This window comes from Rodentibacter sp. Ppn85 (assembly GCF_001999335.1).
GTDB lineage: Bacteria > Pseudomonadota > Gammaproteobacteria > Enterobacterales > Pasteurellaceae > Rodentibacter.
Window position 1 is genome coordinate 1 of record NZ_MLHS01000037.1, and the last position, 19,697, is coordinate 19,697.

Below are 19,697 nucleotides of genomic sequence, written 5' to 3' on the forward strand. Positions count from 1 at the left end.
ATATGTGGATCAAAGCTGATTCAGTTTATCTAAATTAATGACTACATCAACCGCACTTTTATAAAGTGCGGTTATTTTTTTGTTCTTTTAAAACCAAAATTTATCTTTACCTATGACAACATCGACCAATTTAAAGCCAAAGCGGAAGCGGCATATAAACAAGATAAAGAAAAGAAAGGGATTCAAGATAACTTTTTATATGTTGCACGGAACAGTCAGCTTTACAGCATAATGAACGATGAGACGTTTGAACTGGAACAAACTCAAGTTGAAATGATGGTACCGCTTGCCGATGTGGAAAAGCAAAGCGTAAAAGATAAACAAAATCCAAAGCAAACAAAAACCTATTACAATGTACAGCCTTACCTCTATCAGCAAGTGGAGCACAGCAAAGATAAGGATTCGGGGATTTATGTGGATGATAGTCACCTGAGCCACGGTTTGCTTTTTCCGGGGGTGAATAGTTATCAAGACCAAACGGATGAAATCAGTATTTTTAAATATAAGATAGCGGATTACCTCGACCCGGAAAGCCCGCATTCAATGGAAGAAAAAGAGACATTGGCACCAGTGTTTAAAGATATATTGAAAGAGCTTGATTTGGCTAAAGAGGAGCAAGGCAGTCGGTTTGAGGCGGGAAAACTAAAAGGTTTGCTGCTTAGTCCAGCGGAACAACGACGTTTAACGGGAATTATCGTTCAGCATAAAAGCGAGTGGGCAAGGAGCCAATCAACCAAATTTAATGAGCTTATTACGCTGGCACGAAAATTGAATGATAACGATGCAGCGGATAGAATTCAAAAACGGGTAAATGATTTGGTGATTGAGCATACAGAAAGACTGCATGCCACTAAAAGAAGCTAAAGAAATTGCTTTAATTATTTCAGGCGCATATGAAGGGAAAGGTGGATTTGCTAGTCTATCTGGTAATTTTGATCGTATGGGGATGTCATGGGGTATTGTTCAGTTTAATTTTGGACAAAATACCTTAGGTCCGCTTTTGATTGATATGAGAAGTAAAAATAGTTCTCTATTTAATGGGTGTTTTTCTAATGATGAAGATTTGTCTAGTTTAAATAAAGCTCTAAGTAAGGGGGTTAATGAACAGATGAATTGGGCTATAAATATGCAAAATAAATATAATTCCAGATGGAAGAATATTTTTAATAAATTAGCTGAAATAAGAGAATTTCAGGAGATACAGATTGAGCACGCAGGTAAATATATTAAAGCAGCTATACATATTATCCATTGGATGAGAGGAGTTCATCCTTCTGTTATGGAAAAAATAGAATTTAAAACTTTTGCAGCCTTGGTGGACTTAGCTATTCAGCAAGGCAGTATTGATAAGGTTAAGGACATTATAAAATCCAAGAGCTTAATTTCCCCTCCTGATACACAGTATGCCTTTACTAAATTGGTGGTAGAGGAAAGAGGAAGTACTGCATCAGCTAGATGGAGGGCTGATTGTATAAGTAGAAGATTAGGTATCTTAAATAAAAAAGCGACAACTTATTCCCATAGTGGACATGTAGCAAAAAGAGATAATAGTAAGTTTTCTTTAATTAAAGAGGTATATATATGCGAGTTATAATATTTCTTATTCTTTTGTTTGCTTGGAATAGTGCTGTATACGCTCATGAGTGTGATGAAGATTATTCAAAAATAGAGATGAGCATAAATAATAATGATATAACGTGGTGTAAAAGTAGGTTCTCAATGCAAGATAACTACTTTTTCTTAAAAACAAATATTTTAACTTATAAGATAGAGCATTCATCATTTGTTACTAGTGTAGACGATTATTATTCTAGTTTGAATAATAATTCAGAATTATTCTGTTCTAAGAAAAAAATTACTTCTCTTAATAAAAATGAAACTTTATTTTTTACTTTATATCCAAGTGGAAATAATGAAACTCCATATTGTTATTCGTTGGATTTACGTTATTTTGATGGCAAAATACATCTTGCTAAATATAATTCTGATGTCAAGGTTAGTATATTAGATCTCAGATCATTAGGTGTTATAAATAAAGATAAACAATATCTTTATAGCTCCCCAAATAATATAACTAAGATGTATTTGGTAAAAGGTGATAAGGTGAATATATTAGAAGAAAAAAATGAAAAAGGTAGTGTTTGGTACTTTATCAACTATAAAGGAAAGAAATCAATATGTGGATCAAAGCTGACTCGGTTGATCTAAATGAATAAGTATATCAACCGCACTTATAAAAGTGCGGTTATTTTTTTGTTCTTTTACAACTAAAAATAGAGTGGAAAAAGTGACGTTTGAAGGCGTTACCATCAGATTGGGAGCGGGAATATTGTGTGTATCACGAAACTGATTTAGCCTTTATTGAACACTTAGTGACAGAGGAGGGTTGGTATTACTATTTCAAGTATGATGTAGGTGAGCACGAATTGTGTTTTGCGCATCAAAGTCTGGCTTTAGCAGTTTTAGGCTGCCTTATCTATATAACTGCCAGCGACCGTCCTTTTGCTTGTCTCTGACTGCGTTTAGGCATTATCGGTTAGAGATTAAACAGGTTCTTGGTGAAACAGTGAATATCATGGGTGATGATATGTGCGTAATATCGGGTTATGGCTTTCGTTTGGAAGGGAGTAGTTATTTGGTATTTTGGTAGTTCGGGTTGAACATCGGGGGGATTAAATCAACCTCTGCTTCTAATATTCCGTTCTGCCAATTATGATGTACACCTACGATGAAGCGGCCTCAATTGAAGTTACCTCGTATATGTCCAGTTAAACCGAAGCAATATCCCGGTCGTCACTTTGGACAGTGGTAAGCTCCACTTCACGTTGGACGTACTCCAAACTCTTTTGTTTGAAGCCGGTTACGATACCGTTGATATGGCAAGCTTATCGGCCTGCTGAGAATATAGCAATTTTGTTTAATTTACCACTTTTGTGAAATCTAGGTATGGTAGATAAAAGGGTTAGTAAAAATGGGGAGATACGCTAATTTTTTACTTAATCAAGTATATGAAGTATGTTTAAGTTTAGCTATCAAAGCTAGAAAGTAGGGGGGAGCGATTATCCTGACTTATTGAAAATAAGACAATATGTTTCCAAAGGCAAATTTTTTCGCTAGAATGCGCCTAATTTTTTGACTTAAAAAGGATAATATTATGTTTGGAAAAGGCGGTTTGGGCGGTTTGATGAAACAAGCGCAACAAATGCAAGAAAAAATGCAGAAAATGCAGGAAGAAATTGCACAACTTGAAGTGATCGGTGAATCCGGTGCGGGATTAGTGAAAATCACAATTAATGGTGCGCATAACTGTCGTCGCATTGATATTGACCCTTCTTTAATGGAAGACGATAAGGAAATGTTGGAAGATTTAATTGCTGCCGCATTTAATGATGCTATTCGTCGTGCGGAAGAATTGCAGAAAGAAAAAATGGCATCGGTAACTGCTGGTATGCCATTGCCGCCGGGAATGAAGTTTCCATTTTAATTCACAGGGTATGTGAATATCATCATTCACATACCATTTCACCTTTCCTTATCATTTATCATTATGCAAAGTAGTCCGCTTTTAGAACATCTCATTGAAAACCTCCGTTGTTTACCGGGGATTGGCCCGAAATCGGCGCAGCGTATGGCGTATCATCTTCTGCAACGCAATCGTAGTGGGGGAATGAACTTGGCTCGTGCACTAACGGAAGCTATGTCTAAAATTGGGCATTGTTCACAATGTCGTGATTTCACGGAAGAAGAAGTGTGCAATATTTGCAATAATCCGCGTCGTCAAAATTCGGGATTATTGTGTGTGGTGGAAATGCCGGCAGATATTCAAGCCATTGAACAAACGGGGCAATTTTCCGGTCGTTATTTTGTATTGATGGGGCATTTATCTCCACTTGACGGCATTGGTCCTCGCGAAATCGGTTTGGATTTATTACAAAAACGCTTAGCGGAAGAATCTTTCCATGAGGTCATTCTTGCCACAAATCCTACCGTAGAAGGAGATGCTACGGCAAATTATATTGCGGAAATTTGTCATCTGCATAATATCAAAGTGAGCCGTATTGCCCACGGTATCCCGGTAGGCGGTGAGCTTGAAACCGTAGACGGTACAACACTTACTCATTCCTTTTTGGGACGTCGCCAAATCGACTAGTTTTCATTATGCGTTTATTTATCGCCGAAAAACCGAGTTTAGCCCGTGCTATTGCCGATGTGTTGCCAAAGCCTCATCAGCGGGGGGACGGATTTATTAAATGTGGTGATAATGATGTCGTAACCTGGTGTATCGGGCATTTGTTAGAACAAGCCGAACCCGATGTTTATGACCCTAAATTTAAAAAATGGCGTTTAGAGCATCTACCTATCATTCCTGAGAAGTGGAAACTTTTGCCAAAAAAATCGGTGAAAAAGCAGCTATCAATCGTAGAAAAACTCATTCATCAGGCAGATGAAGTGATCAATGCGGGTGACCCGGATCGAGAAGGGCAACTTTTAGTGGATGAGATATTTAGCTATGTTAATTTAAGTTCGGAAAAACGCAATAATATCCAACGTTGTTTAATCAGTGATCTAAATCCAAGTGCGGTAGAAAAAGCCGTTAAAAAATTACAACCGAACCGTAATTTTATTCCTCTTGCCACCTCCGCTTTGGCTCGCTCTCGTGCCGATTGGCTTTATGGTATCAATATGACTCGGGCCTATACCGTTCGCGGACAGCAAGTCGGGTATAAAGGCGTACTTTCTGTCGGTCGGGTGCAAACACCGGTGTTGGGATTGATTGTACGCAGAGATCTTGAAATCGAGCATTTTCAGCCGAAAGATTTTTACGAAGTATTGGCTTGGATCAAGCCTGAAGGCAAAACTGAAAAAACACAGGAAAAATCGACCTCACTTTTTAGCGCATTATGGCAGCCGAGTAAGGCATGTGAAGATTATCAAGATGAAGACGGACGTATTCTGTCCAGAGGTTTGGCGGAAAATGTCGTAAAACGTATTACGGATCAGCCCGCTGAAGTGACGGATTATAAGGATGTACGGGAAAAAGAAGTCGCTCCTTTACCTTATTCGTTATCAGCTTTACAGATTGATGCGGCAAAACGATTCGGTATGTCTGCCCAAACGGTATTGGATACCTGTCAGCGCCTGTATGAAACTCACCGTTTGATTACTTATCCCCGTTCTGATAGCCGCTATTTACCGGAGGAGCATTTTGCCGATAGGCATAATGTGTTAAATGCAGTTTCCGTTCATTGCGAAGCATATCAAACTTTGCCAAATGTAGTGGATGTCAATCAGCGTAATCGCAGTTGGAATGATAAAAAAGTAGAGGCTCACCATGCGATTATTCCTACCGTTAAAAATCATGTGGTGAAACTGACTGATGACGAACGCAAGATTTATGGCTTAATCGCTCGTCAATATTTGATGCAATTTTGCCCCGATGCGGAATATCGTAAAAGCAAAATTACATTGAATATTGCCGGCGGTACGTTTATTGCCCAAGCACGAAACTTACAAAAAGCAGGCTGGAAAGAATTGCTCGGTAAAGAAGATGAAACGGAAAACCAAGAGCCGTTATTACCGATTGTGAAAAAAGGGCAGATTTTGCATTGTGAACGGGGTGAGATCTTAAGTAAAAAAACGCAACCGCCAAAACCCTTTACTGATGCAAGCTTACTTTCAGCCATGACGGGAATTGCACGTTTTGTGCAAGATAAAGAGTTGAAAAAAATTCTGCGTGCCACGGATGGATTAGGTACGGAAGCAACCAGAGCGGGGATTATCGAGTTACTTTTTCAACGTGGCTTTTTAATGAAAAAAGGACGAAATATTCACAGTACGGAAACGGGGAGAATTCTAATTGGTGCATTGCCGGATATAGCCACTCAACCGGATATGACAGCCCATTGGGAGGCGCAGCTCACCGACATTAGCCAAAAACAAACCACTTATCAACAATTTATGTCTGATTTAGAACGGATGTTGCCGGATTTGGTACGATTTGTTGATCTTAATGGATTGCGGCAGTTGAGCAAGATTAATCAAATGCCAAAAACGGTAGTAAAATCGCGAAAAAAGAGCGGTTAAAAATAAATAGCTTCTATATGGCGAAATCTATTGCTTAAACTTGAGCCAATTAAATTATAAATGGGAAAAATAACTTGCCAAAAAGGTGAAATGTTTATATTATTCGCCCCAGTTTTTGCGTAACCCGCAATTTAGAGTGGAAAAATGTATCAAGTTCTTTTATTTATTTATGTTGTTGTTGCGATTGCTTTGATCGGGTTTATTCTCGTGCAACAAGGCAAAGGGGCAAATGCTGGCGCTTCCTTTGGCGGTGGTGCATCTGGCACAATGTTTGGTTCGGCAGGAGCAGGTAACTTCTTAACCCGTACCAGTGCTATCCTGGCAACAGCATTTTTTGTTATCGCACTTGTATTGGGGAATTTAAATTCTCATCGTAGCAATGTAGAGAAAGGTGCATTTGATGATTTATCAAAAACAGCGGAGCAAGTTCAGCAACGACAATCTGCGCCTGTACTGGAAAATAAAAATAACGATATTCCGCAATAATTACAACAGATAAAAGTTTAATGCTCTGGTGGTGGAATTGGTAGACACGCTATCTTGAGGGGGTAGTGATCGTAGATCGTGCGAGTTCAAGTCTCGCCCAGAGCACCAAAATACTTTTCAAAGCCTTTCGTAACATCTCGAAAGGCTTTTTTACTTTAATTAATTTGGTCAGAATTTATCAGTTTTATTTTTTAACTAAATTAGGAGAAATCTATGAACTTTCCCAAAATCGCTGAACAAGTGATAGAAAAGCTGGGTGGTAAAAGTAATATTGCCACGGCGGCACATTGTGCGACCCGCTTACGTATTGTTTTAAATGATGAAAGCAAAGTTGACAAAGAAGGTATTGATAATATTGAGGGGGTAAAAGGACAGTTTTCTGTCGCCGGCCAATATCAAATTATCTTCGGTTCCGGTACAGTGAATAAAGTCCATACGGAGCTTACCAAACAACTGGGTATTGGTGATGTCAGTAAAGCGGAGGTTGCGGAGGTAGCAGCCGGTAACCAAGGTTTATTACAACGCTTGGTGAAAGGCTTGGCGGATATTTTCGTACCGATTATTCCGGCAATTGTGGCAGGCGGTTTATTGATGGGTATTCACTCAATGCTAACTTCTGTCGGTTTCTTTTGGGAAGGGCATTCAGTAGTAAGTAAATATCCTAAAGTGTCTGATTTAGTTGATTTTATTAATACGATTGCTAACGCACCGTTTGTATTTTTGCCTGTATTACTTGGTTTCTCGGCGGCCCGAAAGTTTGGCGGCAATCCGTTCTTAGGAGCGGCTTTAGGGATGCTTTTAGTTCATCCGGCTTTGGCTGATGGTTGGAATTATGCAAAAATCTTAATGGAAGATAAGATTCCGTATTGGAATGTATTTGGGCTTGAAATTGAGAAAGTCGGTTATCAAGGAACCGTGATCCCAACTATTATTTCCGCTTGGGTATTAGCGACATTAGAAAAAACATTCCGTAAATTTGTGCCTTCTTATCTGGATAATCTTGTCACACCGTTATTCTCGCTTTTTATTGCAGGTTGCTTGGCATTCACTGTAATTGGCCCGATTGGTCGTGAAGCGGGTTCATTAATTTCAATTGGTTTAACTTGGTTATATGATAAGCTTGGCTTTGTGGGCGGGGCAATTTTCGGTACTTTCTATGCGCCAATCGTGATTACCGGTATGCATCAGACCTTTATTGCGGTGGAAACCCAATTATTAGCAGAGGTTGCCCGCACAGGCGGTACATTTATCTTCCCAATTGCCGCGATGTCAAATATTGCGCAAGGTGCCGCATGTTTAGGGGTAGCGTTGGCATTAAAAGATCCGAAAGTGCGCGGTTTAGCCGTACCGTCAGGGATCTCCGCACTATTAGGGATTACGGAACCGGCAATGTTTGGTGTGAACTTACGTTATCGTCAGGCTTTCTTTGCTGCAATGATCGGTTCGGGTTTGGCAAGTGCTTTTATCGCATTCTTCAATGTGAAAGCTATTGCATTAGGGGCGGCAGGTTTTTTAGGTGTGCCGTCTATTAAACCGGACAGTTTGGCTATGTATAGCGTTGGTATGGCAATTTCCTTTATCGTAGCATTTAGCCTATCTTTTGTTATGGTAAAACGTGCGAACGTTAAAGCTTAATTTTCTACTAAAAAGTGCGGTTGAAATTGACCGCACTTTTATCTTCTAATCCAATTGTTTTAAATAATTTATTCCCAGATTTCTCATTTGTTTGACAATCCATTGCTGTTTTTTACGTACCCATGCACTCGGTTTTTTGACTTTATAAATAATGGGATTTGGCAAAACAGCTGCCAATAATGCCGCCTCGGATTGCGTCAAATTTTTTGCGGGTTTATTAAAATAAAAACGACTTGCCGCTTCAACGCCAAAGATTCCGTCACCAAATTCCGCAATATTTAAATACACTTCTAAAATCCGCTTTTTTGACCAGCCCAGTTCTAATAACATAGTAGCGGGAACTTCTAGTCCTTTACGTAACCAGCTTTGTCCATGCCAAAGCATCAAGTTTTTAGCAGTTTGTTGAGAAATGGTAGAGGCGCCACGGATTTTACGTGTGGATTTCTCGTTATATTTGAATGCTTTTTGAATTGCAGTGAAATCAAAACCGTAGTGAGAGGGGAATTTTTGATCCTCCGCTGCAATCACTGCAAGTTGCATATATGGCGAAATTTTCTCAAGACTTACCCAAGTTGATGTTACCCGATAATGGAAATCGCCTTGTAGCCAATGTCCGACTTGTTGTTGAATCATATAAGAAGAAAAAGGTATGGGAACAAAGCGAAAAAGAAGGAGAAAAACAAAAACCGCGAAAAAAAATCGGATTGCAATGCGTTGCCAATTTTTCTTCCACCATTTGAGACTGAATAACCGTAAAAGTGCGGTTAAAAGTTGTTTAGTTTTTTTCAACGCTATCAAGATGTTGTTTCACCCATTTCATGAAATCCGGATCCATCGTTTTGATCATATTTGAACCGCGTGTAATGGTGGCGGCACTGGTATTCAGATTTTGTTGAATTTCACGTTGAGATAAATTTTTATCTAATAGCTGTGAAACAATTTGTAGGCGCAAGCCCACCGCATCGCGTTCATCAGCGGTGAGAAGTAAGGTTAAGAAATCTTGTGCTTTACCTTGTTCAAACGCAGTTTGTAGCATGGCAAGAAAAGCGTTCCATTGATCTAAATTGCGACTGATATACATGAATATCATCCTATACTATTAAACTAGTGCGCTTAGTATAGCCGATCAAACTCTTCCTGGCTAAAAGTTTGTGGATTTTCTTTATGTTGTAGTAGTTGGTAGTAAAAATCATAGGCCAATACATTTTGTACATAACCACGGGTTTCAAAAAATGGAATTGAGGCGATAAATTCATCCATTGCTAATTTTCCTCCCGATCTTGCCAGCCATTTTTCCACCCTATTTGTTCCGGCATTGTATGCGGCGGCAATGAGAATGCGATTATTCGGGTATTTCATATTCAGTTCGTTTAAATGTGTCGTACCAAGTAAAATATTATTGAGCGGTTTAAATAAATCCTTTTCCGTTTGATAAGGTAATTGATTGTTATCAGCGGTTGCTTTGGCGGTGCTTGGTAAAAGCTGCATTAATCCTCGTGCATTAGCGGAAGATTGCGCCATTGGGTTCCAAGCACTTTCCTGACGGGCTATTGCCATTGCAAAGGTTTTACTTATGGCGTTATCGGCTTTTACTGCTAGGGGGGCTAAAGCAATATCAAAATAGTCTTGGTAGGCATTTGGTAGGCGTAAGGAAATGTGACTCCAGGCTTTTGCAATAATTGAGCCGTCCACACCTAAATCAAACCAACCCTGCCGATTAGCATATTCACTCAAAGCAATTTGCTTAGCTTGTTTTGATTTGGCAGAAATATTCTCAAGCAGAAAACGCCAACGCTGTTTGGCCGAGCCTAGGCGATCTAATTGTCGTAGTTCGGCAATTTCCGCTAATGCGGCTCGGTGGTGCTTTATAAGTGCAAGTTTCGTTTTTTCATCTAATGTGGATTGAGGCAATTCAATGCGATAGTCCGTACCACGATTTTGAGGGTTAAGTATGGCTTTGGCTAACATCGGATAAAAACCCCGTTTTTTGGAAAGTGCGGTTAAAATTTCTCGTGTTTTTTGTTGATCACTTTTTGCGAGCCAATAACGCCATTCTTGTTTTTCCTTTCCTTCTTTCGAAAGAGCATTTAGCCAAGGCGTAAGATCGGTTTTTTGCCAAATCGCCATACGTAGTCGGCGTTCAATAAGATTATCGGCATTTAATGCTAAGATTTCGGCATCACGCCATTGTTGAAAATGAGCTGTTTGATTATCAAAAAAACGGCTGATAAACGCGATTTTCCAATCGCGAATTTGTGTGTCGTTTAATTGCCAATTCTTCGCCCATTGCAAATAAGGGGAAAAATCGGGGTTATTCATATTTTCGGGAAGCATGCGTAAATAACGTGAAAATCCTTGTATGACTGCAAATTGGTCTCGAATTTTGCCGTTCTCAGCATCAGGTAATGTATTCGCAAGTGTTTTTAAATTTATTGGATTTTTTAGTAAATCAGCATAAAGTTGTAGTTTTTTCAGGATTGTTGAGTCTTCTTTTGTACTATTGGGATTATCTAATTCTCCCGCCAGTAATGCTAAGCCTTTCACATCATTTTTTGTGAATAAGTTTTCTGCTTTTTGATAAATTTTGTCTGTTGTTCTGCCACCCTTGGAATACCATTTTTTCCATAGTTCGGAATCGTTCGAAAGTTCGCCATTATTGAGCCAGAGTGTTTCAAAACGGTTCAAAATATCCGCTTCTTGAGTGGGGCGATTTTTATTTGATTCTGACGATTTTTGAGCGAGCTGATATTCCATATTTAGTGTGGCAATTTTCATTTCCAAATTATTTGGTTTGATCTTTTTTGCATAATCCGCTAGGTGTTCGGATCCACTGTTATTGAGCAAAGTAAGAATGCCTTGTTCTAAACGGGAGCGGAGAAAATGCAGGGGATGTTTAGCAATATAATCCTCAATATCTTTTTTTAATGCTATCACTTCAGTTGAAGGTGTATCGCGAGTAACCAATTTTATTTGGCTGTCAAAGTATGCGAACCAGGCATCGGTTTGCAACGGATAGTCTTCCAAAGAATGGATTAATGATAGAAATACCGCTCGGTTTTCAAAAACACGATTATTTTTGACCGCACTTTTCAATAGATTTTCAAATTGTAAGAAAGTTGCCCGTTGATTTAGCTGTTTTAACTCGGCACGGTGTCGGTTTTGCTGCCATTTCAACTGCTCTTTCACGAGATTAACGGTTGGTGTCTTTTCTAATTTGTCCGTATTTGTATTCGCTCTGATGGATTGTGAAAGTGCGGTTAAAATTGCAAGAGAAATAAGAGGGAGTTTTTTCATACCATTCCTGTAAAAATGAGAATTTATTCCTTGTTAGGGAGAGTTAACTTTAAGGTATAGATGTTCAAACTTATACGATTTAATTAACAAAAAAGCGAATCTTTAGATTCGCTTTTTCATATATTAGTTCCCTTAGAACACTTTTTTAAACGGTTTCACTATCACTTCACCGTAAACTCCGGCAGCTACATAAGGATCTTGCGCCGCCCAATCTTTTGCGGCGAGTAGGCTATCAAATTGAGCAATGACGGTTGAACCGCTGAATCCCGCATCTCCGGGATTTTCGTCATCAATAGCAGGATTTGGCCCGGCGGTAAGTAAGCGATCTTCGGCTTGTAACTGTTTTAAACGGGCTAAGTGCTGCTCACGAACAGCAAGGCGTTTTTCAAGGGTGCCGGGAATATCTTGGGCAAAAATAACGTAATACATGGTTTTCTCCTTTAAGTATTTTTAGTCTGTTGGCTTTCATATTCTTGAATGGAGACGAGGGCTTTTTCCAGTTCATGGTTGCCTTCGCGCGGAATACTACGTGATTTACCGTTGCTATCTACTGCGACAAAGGTAAAAACCGCATCGGTTACGCAATAGCGTTCACCGATAGGTTCACTGGCAACTTTTTTTACCCAAACTTCTACTTTAATTTGAATAGAAGAGCGTCCGATTTTTAGGCATTGACCGTAGCAGCATACCACATCACCCACTGCAATAGGCTTGATGAAATTCATTCTTTCGACAGCAACGGTAACAACCCGTCCATGGGCGATTTCTTTAGCTAAAATTGCCCCGCCTATATCCATTTGTGACATAATCCAGCCACCGAAGATATCTCCGTTTGCATTGGTGTCGGAAGGCATAGCAAGGGTGCGGAGTAGTAATACGCCTTTCGATTGGCGACCATCTTTATCAATAAAATTTGAGGACATTAATTCTCTCCATCTTTATGGTTATTTTGTTCGTCTTTTGGTAAATATTTATAAATATAAGCAGCGGAAATCAGCGTGGCAATGATCGTCATTCCAATTAAGCCGAAAGATTTAAAATCAACCCAGGCTTCTTCCGACATATTGTGGCTAATATAAATATTTACCAACATACAAATAATAAAGAAAATTGCCCAGCCTAGGTTGAGAGTATTCCAAATCTGCTCCGGTAATTTAATTTCTTTACCGAGTAATTTTTTTACCAAAGGCGTTTTGAATTGAAATTGCGCCACAAGCAAGATAATGGCAAAAAGTGCGTTTACAATAGTGACTTTCCATTGCAAATAACGCAATTCATTGAAATAAGCGGTTAAAAGTCCGAAAAAAACGACCGCACTTGCCATGATTTTTTGTTGTTTTTCAATGGTGCCGTATTTCCATTTTAAGATTACCATTTGCAAGATGGTGGCAACCACTAATACGATTGCCGCATCGCGTACACCGCTAAGTTTGTAAGTGATAAAAAATAAGATTAGCGGAATAAATTCAAGTAGTTGTTTCACTTATGACTCCTTCATAAATAAACTGTAAAAACGATAGGTCACAACCAGCATTAATATATTTAATAATGAGGCAAAGCCGCTTACTATAAGAATAAAAACCATATTGTTAGATAGAGTAGTGAGCTGAAAAACTAATGCCGGTACAACAAAGTACACTAATAGGGCGTAAATAAACAATGCGCTTTTTTGGTTTCGCCCTTGTAGCCAAATTTTTTGCAGGCTTTGCCCGATACTGTCTTGTGTTGCTAAGTAGTGGGTGGTCGATAAATTTAAACGTATAAAAAACCAGATGCCGAAGATAATCGCCACAAGTGAAATTATTGAGGGAGAGGCTTTGGTGAGTATTGCTGCACCGATTTCAAATAATCCGAGATATATAGGCATAACAACAATGAGTTCTAAGACTACGACACCGATAAAACGTGAGAGTGTTGCACTGAAAGTTTGACTTAAAGTGCGGTAATTTTGTTGGCTGATTTTATGAATTGTCAGCAATCCCCAAGCGGTCAAAAAAGTGGTTGCTAATTGTGCGATAGAAAAGGATGTTAAAAAGCCGATGACATCTGCATTTGCCACGTCAGGTAAAGTATTTGTACTGACCAAGGCTTCTTGAGAATTAATCGATGGGCTTAATAATATACTTAAAACTTGTATCATAAGTAGGATTAATACAAGTTGAAACATTATTTTTTGCTGATTACGGAAAAAATTCCAGCTATCTTGTAAAATCTGCGTAAAGTTAATTTTCATTCAATTTTCTCTTTGTCAAAAGTGAGGCAATTATACCTTGTTTATAAGGTTCTGCCATTTATCTATATAAAAATTCTATTCCTTGATAGGGAATAAATTTTGTGATTTCAAGTTTTTAGTCTAAAAATTGTACTGATTTCACCTAAATAATTTTATTAAATGTTTAAAACCTTGAATTAGATCACAGAATTGATACTCAATATGGAGTATATTACAAGCCGCAAATAGCCATAGTCTTTTTATGGTTATGAATTAAACATTATACTTAAGGAGTTCAATATGAAAAAAACAGCACTAGCATTAGGTTTAACCGCCGCATTATTTGCCGGTGTAGCAAGTGCTCACCAAGCCGGGGATGTTATTTTACGTGCCGGTGGCGTGTTTGTGTCAGCAAATTCTGAATCTACGACTAAAACAAATACGCAGGTTAATTTAGAAGTGAGTGATAACGCTCAGTTAGGTTTAACCGGTACTTATATGTTCACTGACAATATCGGTTTAGAGTTGTTAGCTGCAACGCCATTCTCACATAAAGTGAGTGCTAATGTTCCGGCATTAGGGGCTGGTTCAAATCTTGGTGATGTAGTGAAAGTAAAACAACTACCTCCGAGCTTATATCTACAATATTATTTCTTAGATAAAGATGCTGGTTCCCGTCCATATCTTGGTGCCGGTTTAAATTACACACGTTTCTTTAATGCAAAATCAACAAATCCGTTAATTACCGATGTTAACGTGAAGAAACATTCTTTTGCACCGGTTGTCAATGCGGGTATTGATATTAAATTAACCGATAATTTATATTTAAATACTGCAATGTGGTACACCCGTATTAAAACTACGGCTAAATTTAAAGTTCCGGCTGTAACAGCGGGCTATGAACACGAAGTGAAACTTAAACTTGATCCGTTTGTGTTCTTCGCAGGTTTAGCGTATCGTTTCTAATTGTAAATTGTTCCTCTAGTTATCAAAAAAGCGATGAAATCATTCATCGCTTTTCTTTTTACTCACAGGCATAACCTTGTTCAGGCAATGGCTTCCCGTCTAAATAGGCAATGCCTGCTTTTAGGCTTAAACGATCTTCAATAAACCATTTAATCACCATAGGGTAAATACGATATTCTTGCTCTCTTGTGCGTAATTCAATATCTTCTACATTATCATTTGGGAAAATAGGAACTTTTGCCTGCAAAACAATCGCACCGCCGTCCACTTCTTCATTAACAAAATGAATAGTTGTACCGTGTTCCGTATCACCCGTCTCTAAGGCACGTTGGTAGGTATTAAGTCCTGCATATTTTGGCAGTAGGGAAGGGTGAATATTTAAAATTTTTCCTTGAAAACGTTGGGTAAACTCAGGCGTAAGAATCTTCATGTAGCCGGCAAGTACAATAAGATCAACGTTAAAACTTTCCAAATAATCACCAATTGCGCGATCCATTTCTTGATTATTCATAAAATCTCGACGCAAAAAAACATTCGTAGGAATGACCACACTTTTAGCCCGTTCAAGTCCGAAAGCATCCATTTTATTACTCACAACGCATACAATTTTAGCCGGGATAAAACCTTTTTCACAAGCATCCATGATGGCTTGCAGATTACTTCCCTGTCCTGAAATCAGAACGGCAATTTTTTTCATAAATGTCCTAAATATAAAAGAAAAGGCGAATTTTTCATTCGCCTTAAAGGGAAAGATTATTGAATAACAACTTGCTCTTCGCCATCGGCTGCCTGTTCAATATGCCCAATAAGCCAAGCATTTTCGCCAGCTTGTTTTAAAATCGCTAAAGCGGTTTCCACTTGGTTTTGTGGAAGGGCAATTACCATACCGACGCCACAATTAAAGGTACGATACATTTCATAAGTGGAAATATTACCTTGTTCTTGCAACCATTTAAAAATCGGTTGCCATTCCCAACTTTTTTCATCAATGACGGCTTTGGTATTTTTCGGTAAAACACGTGGAATGTTCTCCCAAAAACCACCGCCGGTAAGATGGGCGATAGCGTGAACATCCGTTTGTTTAATAAGAGATAAAATAGATTTTACATAAATTTTAGTCGGCGCAAGCACTTGTTCGCTTAATGGTTTACCGGATAATTGTTCGGTTGTCGGATTCACACCGGAAATGTCAATCACTTTACGGATTAAAGAATAACCGTTTGAATGCGGACCGCTTGAACCTAAGGCAATTAAGGCATCACCGCTACGCACTTGACGACCGTCAATAATTTCGGATTTTTCAACTACGCCGACACAGAAGCCGGCTAAATCATAATCGCCTTCATGGTACATACCGGGCATTTCGGCCGTTTCTCCACCGACTAAGGCACAGCCCGATTGTACACAACCTTCGGCAATACCTTTCACCACATCCGCCGCTACATCGACTTCTAGTTTTCCAGTAGCGTAATAATCTAAGAAAAATAGAGGCTCTGCCCCTTGTACTACCAAATCATTTACGCACATTGCCACCAAATCCACGCCGATGGTGTCGTGTTTTTTTAAATCAATCGCTAAGCGTAATTTTGTACCGACACCGTCCGTACCGGAAACCAAAATAGGTTCTTTGTATTTACTTGGTATGGCACACAATGCACCGAATCCGCCTAAGCCGCCAATTACTTCAGGGCGAGTGGTACGTTTTACATGTGGTTTGATTCGTTCGACAAGTTCGTTACCGGCATTAATATCCACGCCGGCATCTTTGTAACTTAATGATGGTTTGCTCACAATGTTTTCCCGTATTAATTAAATGAAAAAATCAGCACGGATTGTAACAGCTTAGGCAATCGTTTGCGACAAAATTTTAAGATGAAAAAGACCGCACTTTTTGAAAGTGCGGTCAAATTTAATGGGGTTTTAACGATTTGCCAATTCAAAGATCATTGCTTCAGCTTGGCAACTAAAGGTAAAACTTGCACTTAATTGTACTCCGCCTTCAACAGAGGATATTTCACTCACGGTTTCGCAAGGCTCGCTTTCTGTTTTACGTGCTTTTTCCGTTAAACGGGCAAGGACTTGCTCTGCTTCGGCCCGGGTAGAATAGATTTGAACCATATTTACGGTACAATCCGAGCCGTCAATAATTGTGCCGACATCTATGCAGCTACAAGTTAAAGATTCTTCTGCTTTACATTTTACAGTCATATTTCGTCCTTATTTTTGAGATTTAGTAGCGTTATTTTAGCATTTTTATAAATTGATTGAAAACCGACCGCACTTAAAATAAAAGTTTCTACTGGTCGGAACTCTATGAAAATAAACAAAATGAATTTGCACTCCAATAAATAGCGTTTTAGAGTCTCGTGAATTTTATTTTTTATATGAATAACAAAGGGTTCTAAATGAAAAAATTTAATTATTCCTTATTAGCAAGTATCGCATTAATTACAGCCGGAGGTGCAAATGCTGCGGCATTCCAGTTAGCAGAAATTTCTACATCCGGTTTGGGGCGTGCTTATGCTGGTGAAGCAGCGATAGCGGATAATGCTTCTGTCGTGGCAACAAACCCGGCGTTGATGACTTTATTTAAGCGACCTGAAATTTCTTTTGGCGGTGTTTATGTTGATGCAAAAGTGGATTTGACGGGACAATTCACTTCAGATAATCCTCGTATCAATGCTGCGCTTGCCAGTAGAAATGCTAATCAAAACAATGTTGTACCTTCTGCCTTTGTTCCAAACGCTTATTTTGTTTATCCGATTAACGAGAAATTTTCTGTTGGCGGAGGAATGAACGTTCCTTTTGGATTCAAAACAGAATTTGATTCGGATTATAGTGCGGGTGTATTTGGCGGAAAAACAGATTTAACGACAATTAATTTAAATCTTAGCGGTGCTTACCGTATTTCACAGGGGTTGAGTTTTGGTTTAGGCATTAATGCGCTTTATACCAAGGCAAAATTAGAACGAACAGCCGGTGTTGGGGCTGATTTAGTGAATGCTCAATATGGTCAGAAAGTATTGGATCGAAGCGATGTGGTGACGCGTTTACAAGATAATGAATGGGGATTCGGTTGGAATGCCGGCTTAGTTTATGAATTTAATGATCGTAATCGTTTAGGGGTGGCTTATCATTCCCCAATTACTGTGAGTTATAAAGATAATACCGCTTTCAATCGTAAATTAAATCGTACAGGCACTGCAGAATTGGATCTTGATTTACCGGGCTATTGGGAAATTTCCGGTTACCATAAAGTGACGGATAAATTTGCTTTCCACTATAGCTATAAATATACGGATTGGAAACGCTTTAAAGAATTGAAAGCGAACTATAATAGCGATGGCGCAGAGGCTTTACGAAAACCTGAATATTTCCGTGGCAATTCCCGTATTGCTCTGGGGATTTCCTATGAGGCGACAGATAAGTTAACCTTACGTAGCGGGATCGCCTATGATGAAACAGCCGCAGATTCGTATCATTCTGCTTCCATCCCGGATACGGATCGGACTTGGTATAGTTTAGGTGCAACCTATAAAGTCACGCCTGATTTATCAATTGATGTTGCTTATGCTCACCTAAAAGGTAAGAAAATAACATTTAAAGAGTCGCAAGATGGTATTCCTTTTACCGTGAATTATACGAGTAAATCCAGTGCTAACCTTTACGGTTTAAATGTAAATTATAGTTTCTAATTTATTTAAAAATTTCGCATAATAAAGCGTACTTCGGTACGCTTTTTTTATATGAAAACGAGGCTAAAAATGACCGCACTTTACTACACCTATTATCCTTCCCCGGTGGGGAAACTTTTGATTCTATCTGACGGTGAACACATCACGCATATTGATTTTGAGAAAGAGCAGTTTGAACCGAATCCTAAATGGGTTGAAGAAAGTGATCTCCCCCTTTTCCAAAAAGTACAGTCGGCTTTTGATCGTTATTTTAAGGGCGAAACAGAGACATTTTCGGATATTCCTTTGAAAACTGAGGGAACAGCATTTCAGCAAGCAATTTGGCAGGCTTTACGACAAATCGGTTATGGTGAAATGTCGAGTTATGGCGAATTGGCGAAAATGATTAACAATCCAAAAGCGGTACGTGCCGTGGGCGGAGCGGTTGGCAGCAATCCGATTAGCATCATCATCCCGTGCCATCGTATTTTAGGCAAGGATAAAACCTTAACCGGTTTCGGTGGTGGCTTGGCGGCAAAACGTTTTTTACTGGAATTAGAAAAAATTTCTTACGTTGATAAAGGATCGGAACACACTCGCCCCCGTTTTTTTAAGAAGTATAACGAATGATTCCACAAACATTAACGCAACTTCTTCAACGGGCGCAATCTATCGGCGGATTAACTTTTGGTGAACTTGCCGATGAGCTTAATATCCCCGTTCCCCACAACTTGAAACGTGATAAAGGTTGGGTTGGTATGCTTTTAGAAAGTGCATTAGGGGCTAGTGCAGGCAGTAAAGCCGAACAAGATTTTGCCCATCTTGGGGTGGAACTCAAAACCTTACCGATTAATGAACAGGGTTTTCCGTTAGAGACGACATTTGTCAGCCTTGCGCCATTAATACAAAATTCCGGTGTGCAATGGGAAAATTCACACGTTTGCCATAAATTGTCTTGTGTACTTTGGATTCCCATTGAAGGTAGCCGACATATTGCTTTGCGTGAGCGCCATATTGGTACACCGATTTTATGGCAGCCTAGCCCCGAACAGGAGTGGCAATTAAAGCGAGATTGGGAGGAATTGATGGAATATATCACGATGGGAAGGCTTGATGAAATTACCGCCCGCATTGGGGAAGTGATGCAACTGCGACCAAAGGGCGCAAATAGTAAAGCGATAACAAAAGGTATTGGAAAAAATGGAGAAGTGGTGGAAACATTACCGCTAGGATTTTATTTGCGGAAGGAGTTTACGGCGAGGATCTTAAGGGATTTTTTAGGCAATTAGATTTCAAAACAGAAAACAAAAAAGGCCCCCATCACAGAATCTTAATTTTCAATCTCT

Annotated in this window: 23 protein-coding genes and 1 tRNA gene; 14 read left to right on the forward strand and 10 right to left on the reverse strand. The window is 39.2% G+C overall.

The window, feature by feature from the left end; genetic code table 11:
• The first annotated feature begins 231 nt into the window (after positions 1-231).
• The 10 genes from BKL51_RS11955 (at position 232) to BKL51_RS06480 (ending at position 8,205) form a co-directional block, all read left to right on the forward strand.
• The gene (locus tag BKL51_RS11955) at positions 232-864 is read left to right on the forward strand and encodes a type IV secretion protein Rhs (protein WP_198930115.1); all 633 of its coding nucleotides are present in this window, start codon (positions 232-234) and stop codon (positions 862-864) included.
• Positions 845-1,594, forward strand: coding sequence for a hypothetical protein (locus BKL51_RS06445; protein ID WP_077465910.1), 750 nt, complete (start codon positions 845-847; stop codon positions 1,592-1,594). The genes BKL51_RS11955 and BKL51_RS06445 overlap by 20 nt, the downstream gene beginning before the upstream one ends.
• Positions 1,582-2,208: a hypothetical protein gene (locus BKL51_RS12080; RefSeq protein ID WP_233127092.1), complete on the forward strand. Its 627-nt coding sequence runs from the start codon at positions 1,582-1,584 to the stop codon at positions 2,206-2,208. The genes BKL51_RS06445 and BKL51_RS12080 overlap by 13 nt, the downstream gene beginning before the upstream one ends.
• 86 nt (positions 2,209-2,294) lie before the next feature.
• The gene (locus BKL51_RS12330) at positions 2,295-2,516 is read left to right on the forward strand and encodes a contractile injection system protein, VgrG/Pvc8 family (protein ID WP_198930116.1); all 222 of its coding nucleotides are present in this window, start codon (positions 2,295-2,297) and stop codon (positions 2,514-2,516) included.
• Positions 2,517-3,154: 638 nt separating this feature from the next.
• Positions 3,155-3,484, forward strand: a complete 330-nt coding sequence (locus BKL51_RS06455; RefSeq protein WP_077465911.1) for a YbaB/EbfC family nucleoid-associated protein — start codon at positions 3,155-3,157, stop codon at positions 3,482-3,484.
• 63 nt (positions 3,485-3,547) lie between these two features.
• A complete protein-coding gene (gene recR / locus BKL51_RS06460; RefSeq protein WP_077465912.1) occupies positions 3,548-4,150 on the forward strand; it encodes a recombination mediator RecR in 603 nt (200 codons plus the stop codon).
• 8 nt (positions 4,151-4,158) lie between these two features.
• Entirely contained in the window at positions 4,159-6,084 is a 1,926-nt protein-coding gene (locus tag BKL51_RS06465; protein WP_077465913.1) for a DNA topoisomerase III, read from the forward strand.
• Between the two features lie 144 nt (positions 6,085-6,228).
• Entirely contained in the window at positions 6,229-6,570 is a 342-nt protein-coding gene (secG, locus tag BKL51_RS06470) for a preprotein translocase subunit SecG (RefSeq protein ID WP_077465914.1), read from the forward strand.
• Between the two features lie 22 nt (positions 6,571-6,592).
• A tRNA-Leu gene (locus BKL51_RS06475) sits at positions 6,593-6,678 on the forward strand.
• A 105-nt stretch (positions 6,679-6,783) separates the two neighbouring features.
• Complete coding sequence (locus BKL51_RS06480; protein ID WP_077465915.1) at positions 6,784-8,205, forward strand: sucrose-specific PTS transporter subunit IIBC; 1,422 nt, start codon at positions 6,784-6,786, stop codon at positions 8,203-8,205.
• 45 nt (positions 8,206-8,250) lie between these two features.
• Here the strand turns inward: BKL51_RS06480 and mtgA are convergent, their stop codons facing one another.
• From mtgA to BKL51_RS06515, 7 genes are all read right to left on the reverse strand, one after another.
• Positions 8,251-8,994, reverse strand: coding sequence for a monofunctional biosynthetic peptidoglycan transglycosylase (gene mtgA / locus BKL51_RS06485; RefSeq protein ID WP_077465916.1), 744 nt, complete (start codon positions 8,992-8,994; stop codon positions 8,251-8,253).
• Positions 8,981-9,286, reverse strand: coding sequence for a trp operon repressor (gene trpR / locus BKL51_RS06490; protein ID WP_077465917.1), 306 nt, complete (start codon positions 9,284-9,286; stop codon positions 8,981-8,983). The genes mtgA and trpR overlap by 14 nt, the downstream gene beginning before the upstream one ends.
• Positions 9,287-9,318: 32 nt before the next feature.
• Positions 9,319-11,499 carry a transglycosylase SLT domain-containing protein gene (locus tag BKL51_RS06495; protein WP_077465918.1) on the reverse strand — a complete coding sequence of 727 codons (2,181 nt, stop codon included), beginning with the start codon at positions 11,497-11,499 and terminating at the stop codon, positions 9,319-9,321.
• 132 nt (positions 11,500-11,631) lie between these two features.
• Positions 11,632-11,928: a YciI family protein gene (locus BKL51_RS06500; RefSeq protein ID WP_077465919.1), complete on the reverse strand. Its 297-nt coding sequence runs from the start codon at positions 11,926-11,928 to the stop codon at positions 11,632-11,634.
• 11 nt (positions 11,929-11,939) lie between these two features.
• Entirely contained in the window at positions 11,940-12,422 is a 483-nt protein-coding gene (gene yciA / locus BKL51_RS06505; protein WP_077465920.1) for an acyl-CoA thioester hydrolase YciA, read from the reverse strand.
• Positions 12,422-12,982 (reverse strand): septation protein A, encoded by a 561-nt coding sequence (locus BKL51_RS06510; RefSeq protein WP_077465921.1) that lies wholly within the window; start codon positions 12,980-12,982, stop codon positions 12,422-12,424. The genes yciA and BKL51_RS06510 overlap by 1 nt, the downstream gene beginning before the upstream one ends.
• A complete protein-coding gene (locus BKL51_RS06515) occupies positions 12,983-13,732 on the reverse strand; it encodes a hypothetical protein (protein ID WP_077465922.1) in 750 nt (249 codons plus the stop codon).
• A gap of 279 nt (positions 13,733-14,011) precedes the next feature.
• Here BKL51_RS06515 and BKL51_RS06520 point away from each other — a divergent pair, with 279 nt between their 5' ends.
• Positions 14,012-14,677 (forward strand): OmpW family protein, encoded by a 666-nt coding sequence (locus BKL51_RS06520; protein ID WP_077465923.1) that lies wholly within the window; start codon positions 14,012-14,014, stop codon positions 14,675-14,677.
• Between the two features lie 58 nt (positions 14,678-14,735).
• On the opposite strand, the gene purN is transcribed toward BKL51_RS06520, so the two are convergent.
• From purN to BKL51_RS06535, 3 genes are all read right to left on the reverse strand, one after another.
• Entirely contained in the window at positions 14,736-15,374 is a 639-nt protein-coding gene (gene purN / locus BKL51_RS06525; RefSeq protein ID WP_077465924.1) for a phosphoribosylglycinamide formyltransferase, read from the reverse strand.
• Positions 15,375-15,430: 56 nt separating this feature from the next.
• Positions 15,431-16,468 (reverse strand): phosphoribosylformylglycinamidine cyclo-ligase, encoded by a 1,038-nt coding sequence (gene purM, locus BKL51_RS06530; RefSeq protein ID WP_077465925.1) that lies wholly within the window; start codon positions 16,466-16,468, stop codon positions 15,431-15,433.
• A 129-nt stretch (positions 16,469-16,597) separates the two neighbouring features.
• Complete coding sequence (locus BKL51_RS06535) at positions 16,598-16,885, reverse strand: YfcZ/YiiS family protein (protein WP_077465926.1); 288 nt, start codon at positions 16,883-16,885, stop codon at positions 16,598-16,600.
• A gap of 197 nt (positions 16,886-17,082) precedes the next feature.
• On the opposite strand from BKL51_RS06535, the gene BKL51_RS06540 reads away from it, so the two are divergent.
• The 3 genes from BKL51_RS06540 (at position 17,083) to mutH (ending at position 19,640) form a co-directional block, all read left to right on the forward strand.
• On the forward strand, positions 17,083-18,372 hold the full coding sequence (locus BKL51_RS06540; protein ID WP_077465927.1) for an outer membrane protein transport protein: 1,290 nt from the start codon (positions 17,083-17,085) through the stop codon (positions 18,370-18,372).
• A 69-nt stretch (positions 18,373-18,441) separates the two neighbouring features.
• Positions 18,442-18,981: a methylated-DNA--[protein]-cysteine S-methyltransferase gene (locus BKL51_RS06545; RefSeq protein WP_077465928.1), complete on the forward strand. Its 540-nt coding sequence runs from the start codon at positions 18,442-18,444 to the stop codon at positions 18,979-18,981.
• Entirely contained in the window at positions 18,978-19,640 is a 663-nt protein-coding gene (mutH, locus tag BKL51_RS06550; RefSeq protein ID WP_077465929.1) for a DNA mismatch repair endonuclease MutH, read from the forward strand. Before BKL51_RS06545 ends, mutH begins: the two co-directional genes overlap by 4 nt.
• Positions 19,641-19,697: the final 57 nt, after the last annotated feature.

Coding starts and splice junctions, on each gene's coding strand:
- BKL51_RS11955 (WP_198930115.1), top strand. CDS start 232: ATGAACGATGAGACGTTTGAACTGGAACAAACTCAAGTTGAAATGATG.
- BKL51_RS06445 (WP_077465910.1), top strand. CDS start 845: ATGCCACTAAAAGAAGCTAAAGAAATTGCTTTAATTATTTCAGGCGCA.
- BKL51_RS12080 (WP_233127092.1), top strand. CDS start 1,582: ATGCGAGTTATAATATTTCTTATTCTTTTGTTTGCTTGGAATAGTGCT.
- BKL51_RS06455 (WP_077465911.1), top strand. CDS start 3,155: ATGTTTGGAAAAGGCGGTTTGGGCGGTTTGATGAAACAAGCGCAACAA.
- recR (WP_077465912.1), top strand. CDS start 3,548: ATGCAAAGTAGTCCGCTTTTAGAACATCTCATTGAAAACCTCCGTTGT.
- BKL51_RS06465 (WP_077465913.1), top strand. CDS start 4,159: ATGCGTTTATTTATCGCCGAAAAACCGAGTTTAGCCCGTGCTATTGCC.
- secG (WP_077465914.1), top strand. CDS start 6,229: ATGTATCAAGTTCTTTTATTTATTTATGTTGTTGTTGCGATTGCTTTG.
- BKL51_RS06480 (WP_077465915.1), top strand. CDS start 6,784: ATGAACTTTCCCAAAATCGCTGAACAAGTGATAGAAAAGCTGGGTGGT.
- trpR (WP_077465917.1), bottom strand. CDS start 9,286: ATGTATATCAGTCGCAATTTAGATCAATGGAACGCTTTTCTTGCCATG.
- BKL51_RS06495 (WP_077465918.1), bottom strand. CDS start 11,499: ATGAAAAAACTCCCTCTTATTTCTCTTGCAATTTTAACCGCACTTTCA.
- BKL51_RS06500 (WP_077465919.1), bottom strand. CDS start 11,928: ATGTATTACGTTATTTTTGCCCAAGATATTCCCGGCACCCTTGAAAAA.
- yciA (WP_077465920.1), bottom strand. CDS start 12,422: ATGTCCTCAAATTTTATTGATAAAGATGGTCGCCAATCGAAAGGCGTA.
- BKL51_RS06515 (WP_077465922.1), bottom strand. CDS start 13,732: ATGAAAATTAACTTTACGCAGATTTTACAAGATAGCTGGAATTTTTTC.
- BKL51_RS06520 (WP_077465923.1), top strand. CDS start 14,012: ATGAAAAAAACAGCACTAGCATTAGGTTTAACCGCCGCATTATTTGCC.
- purN (WP_077465924.1), bottom strand. CDS start 15,374: ATGAAAAAAATTGCCGTTCTGATTTCAGGACAGGGAAGTAATCTGCAA.
- BKL51_RS06535 (WP_077465926.1), bottom strand. CDS start 16,885: ATGACTGTAAAATGTAAAGCAGAAGAATCTTTAACTTGTAGCTGCATA.
- BKL51_RS06540 (WP_077465927.1), top strand. CDS start 17,083: ATGAAAAAATTTAATTATTCCTTATTAGCAAGTATCGCATTAATTACA.
- BKL51_RS06545 (WP_077465928.1), top strand. CDS start 18,442: ATGACCGCACTTTACTACACCTATTATCCTTCCCCGGTGGGGAAACTT.
- mutH (WP_077465929.1), top strand. CDS start 18,978: ATGATTCCACAAACATTAACGCAACTTCTTCAACGGGCGCAATCTATC.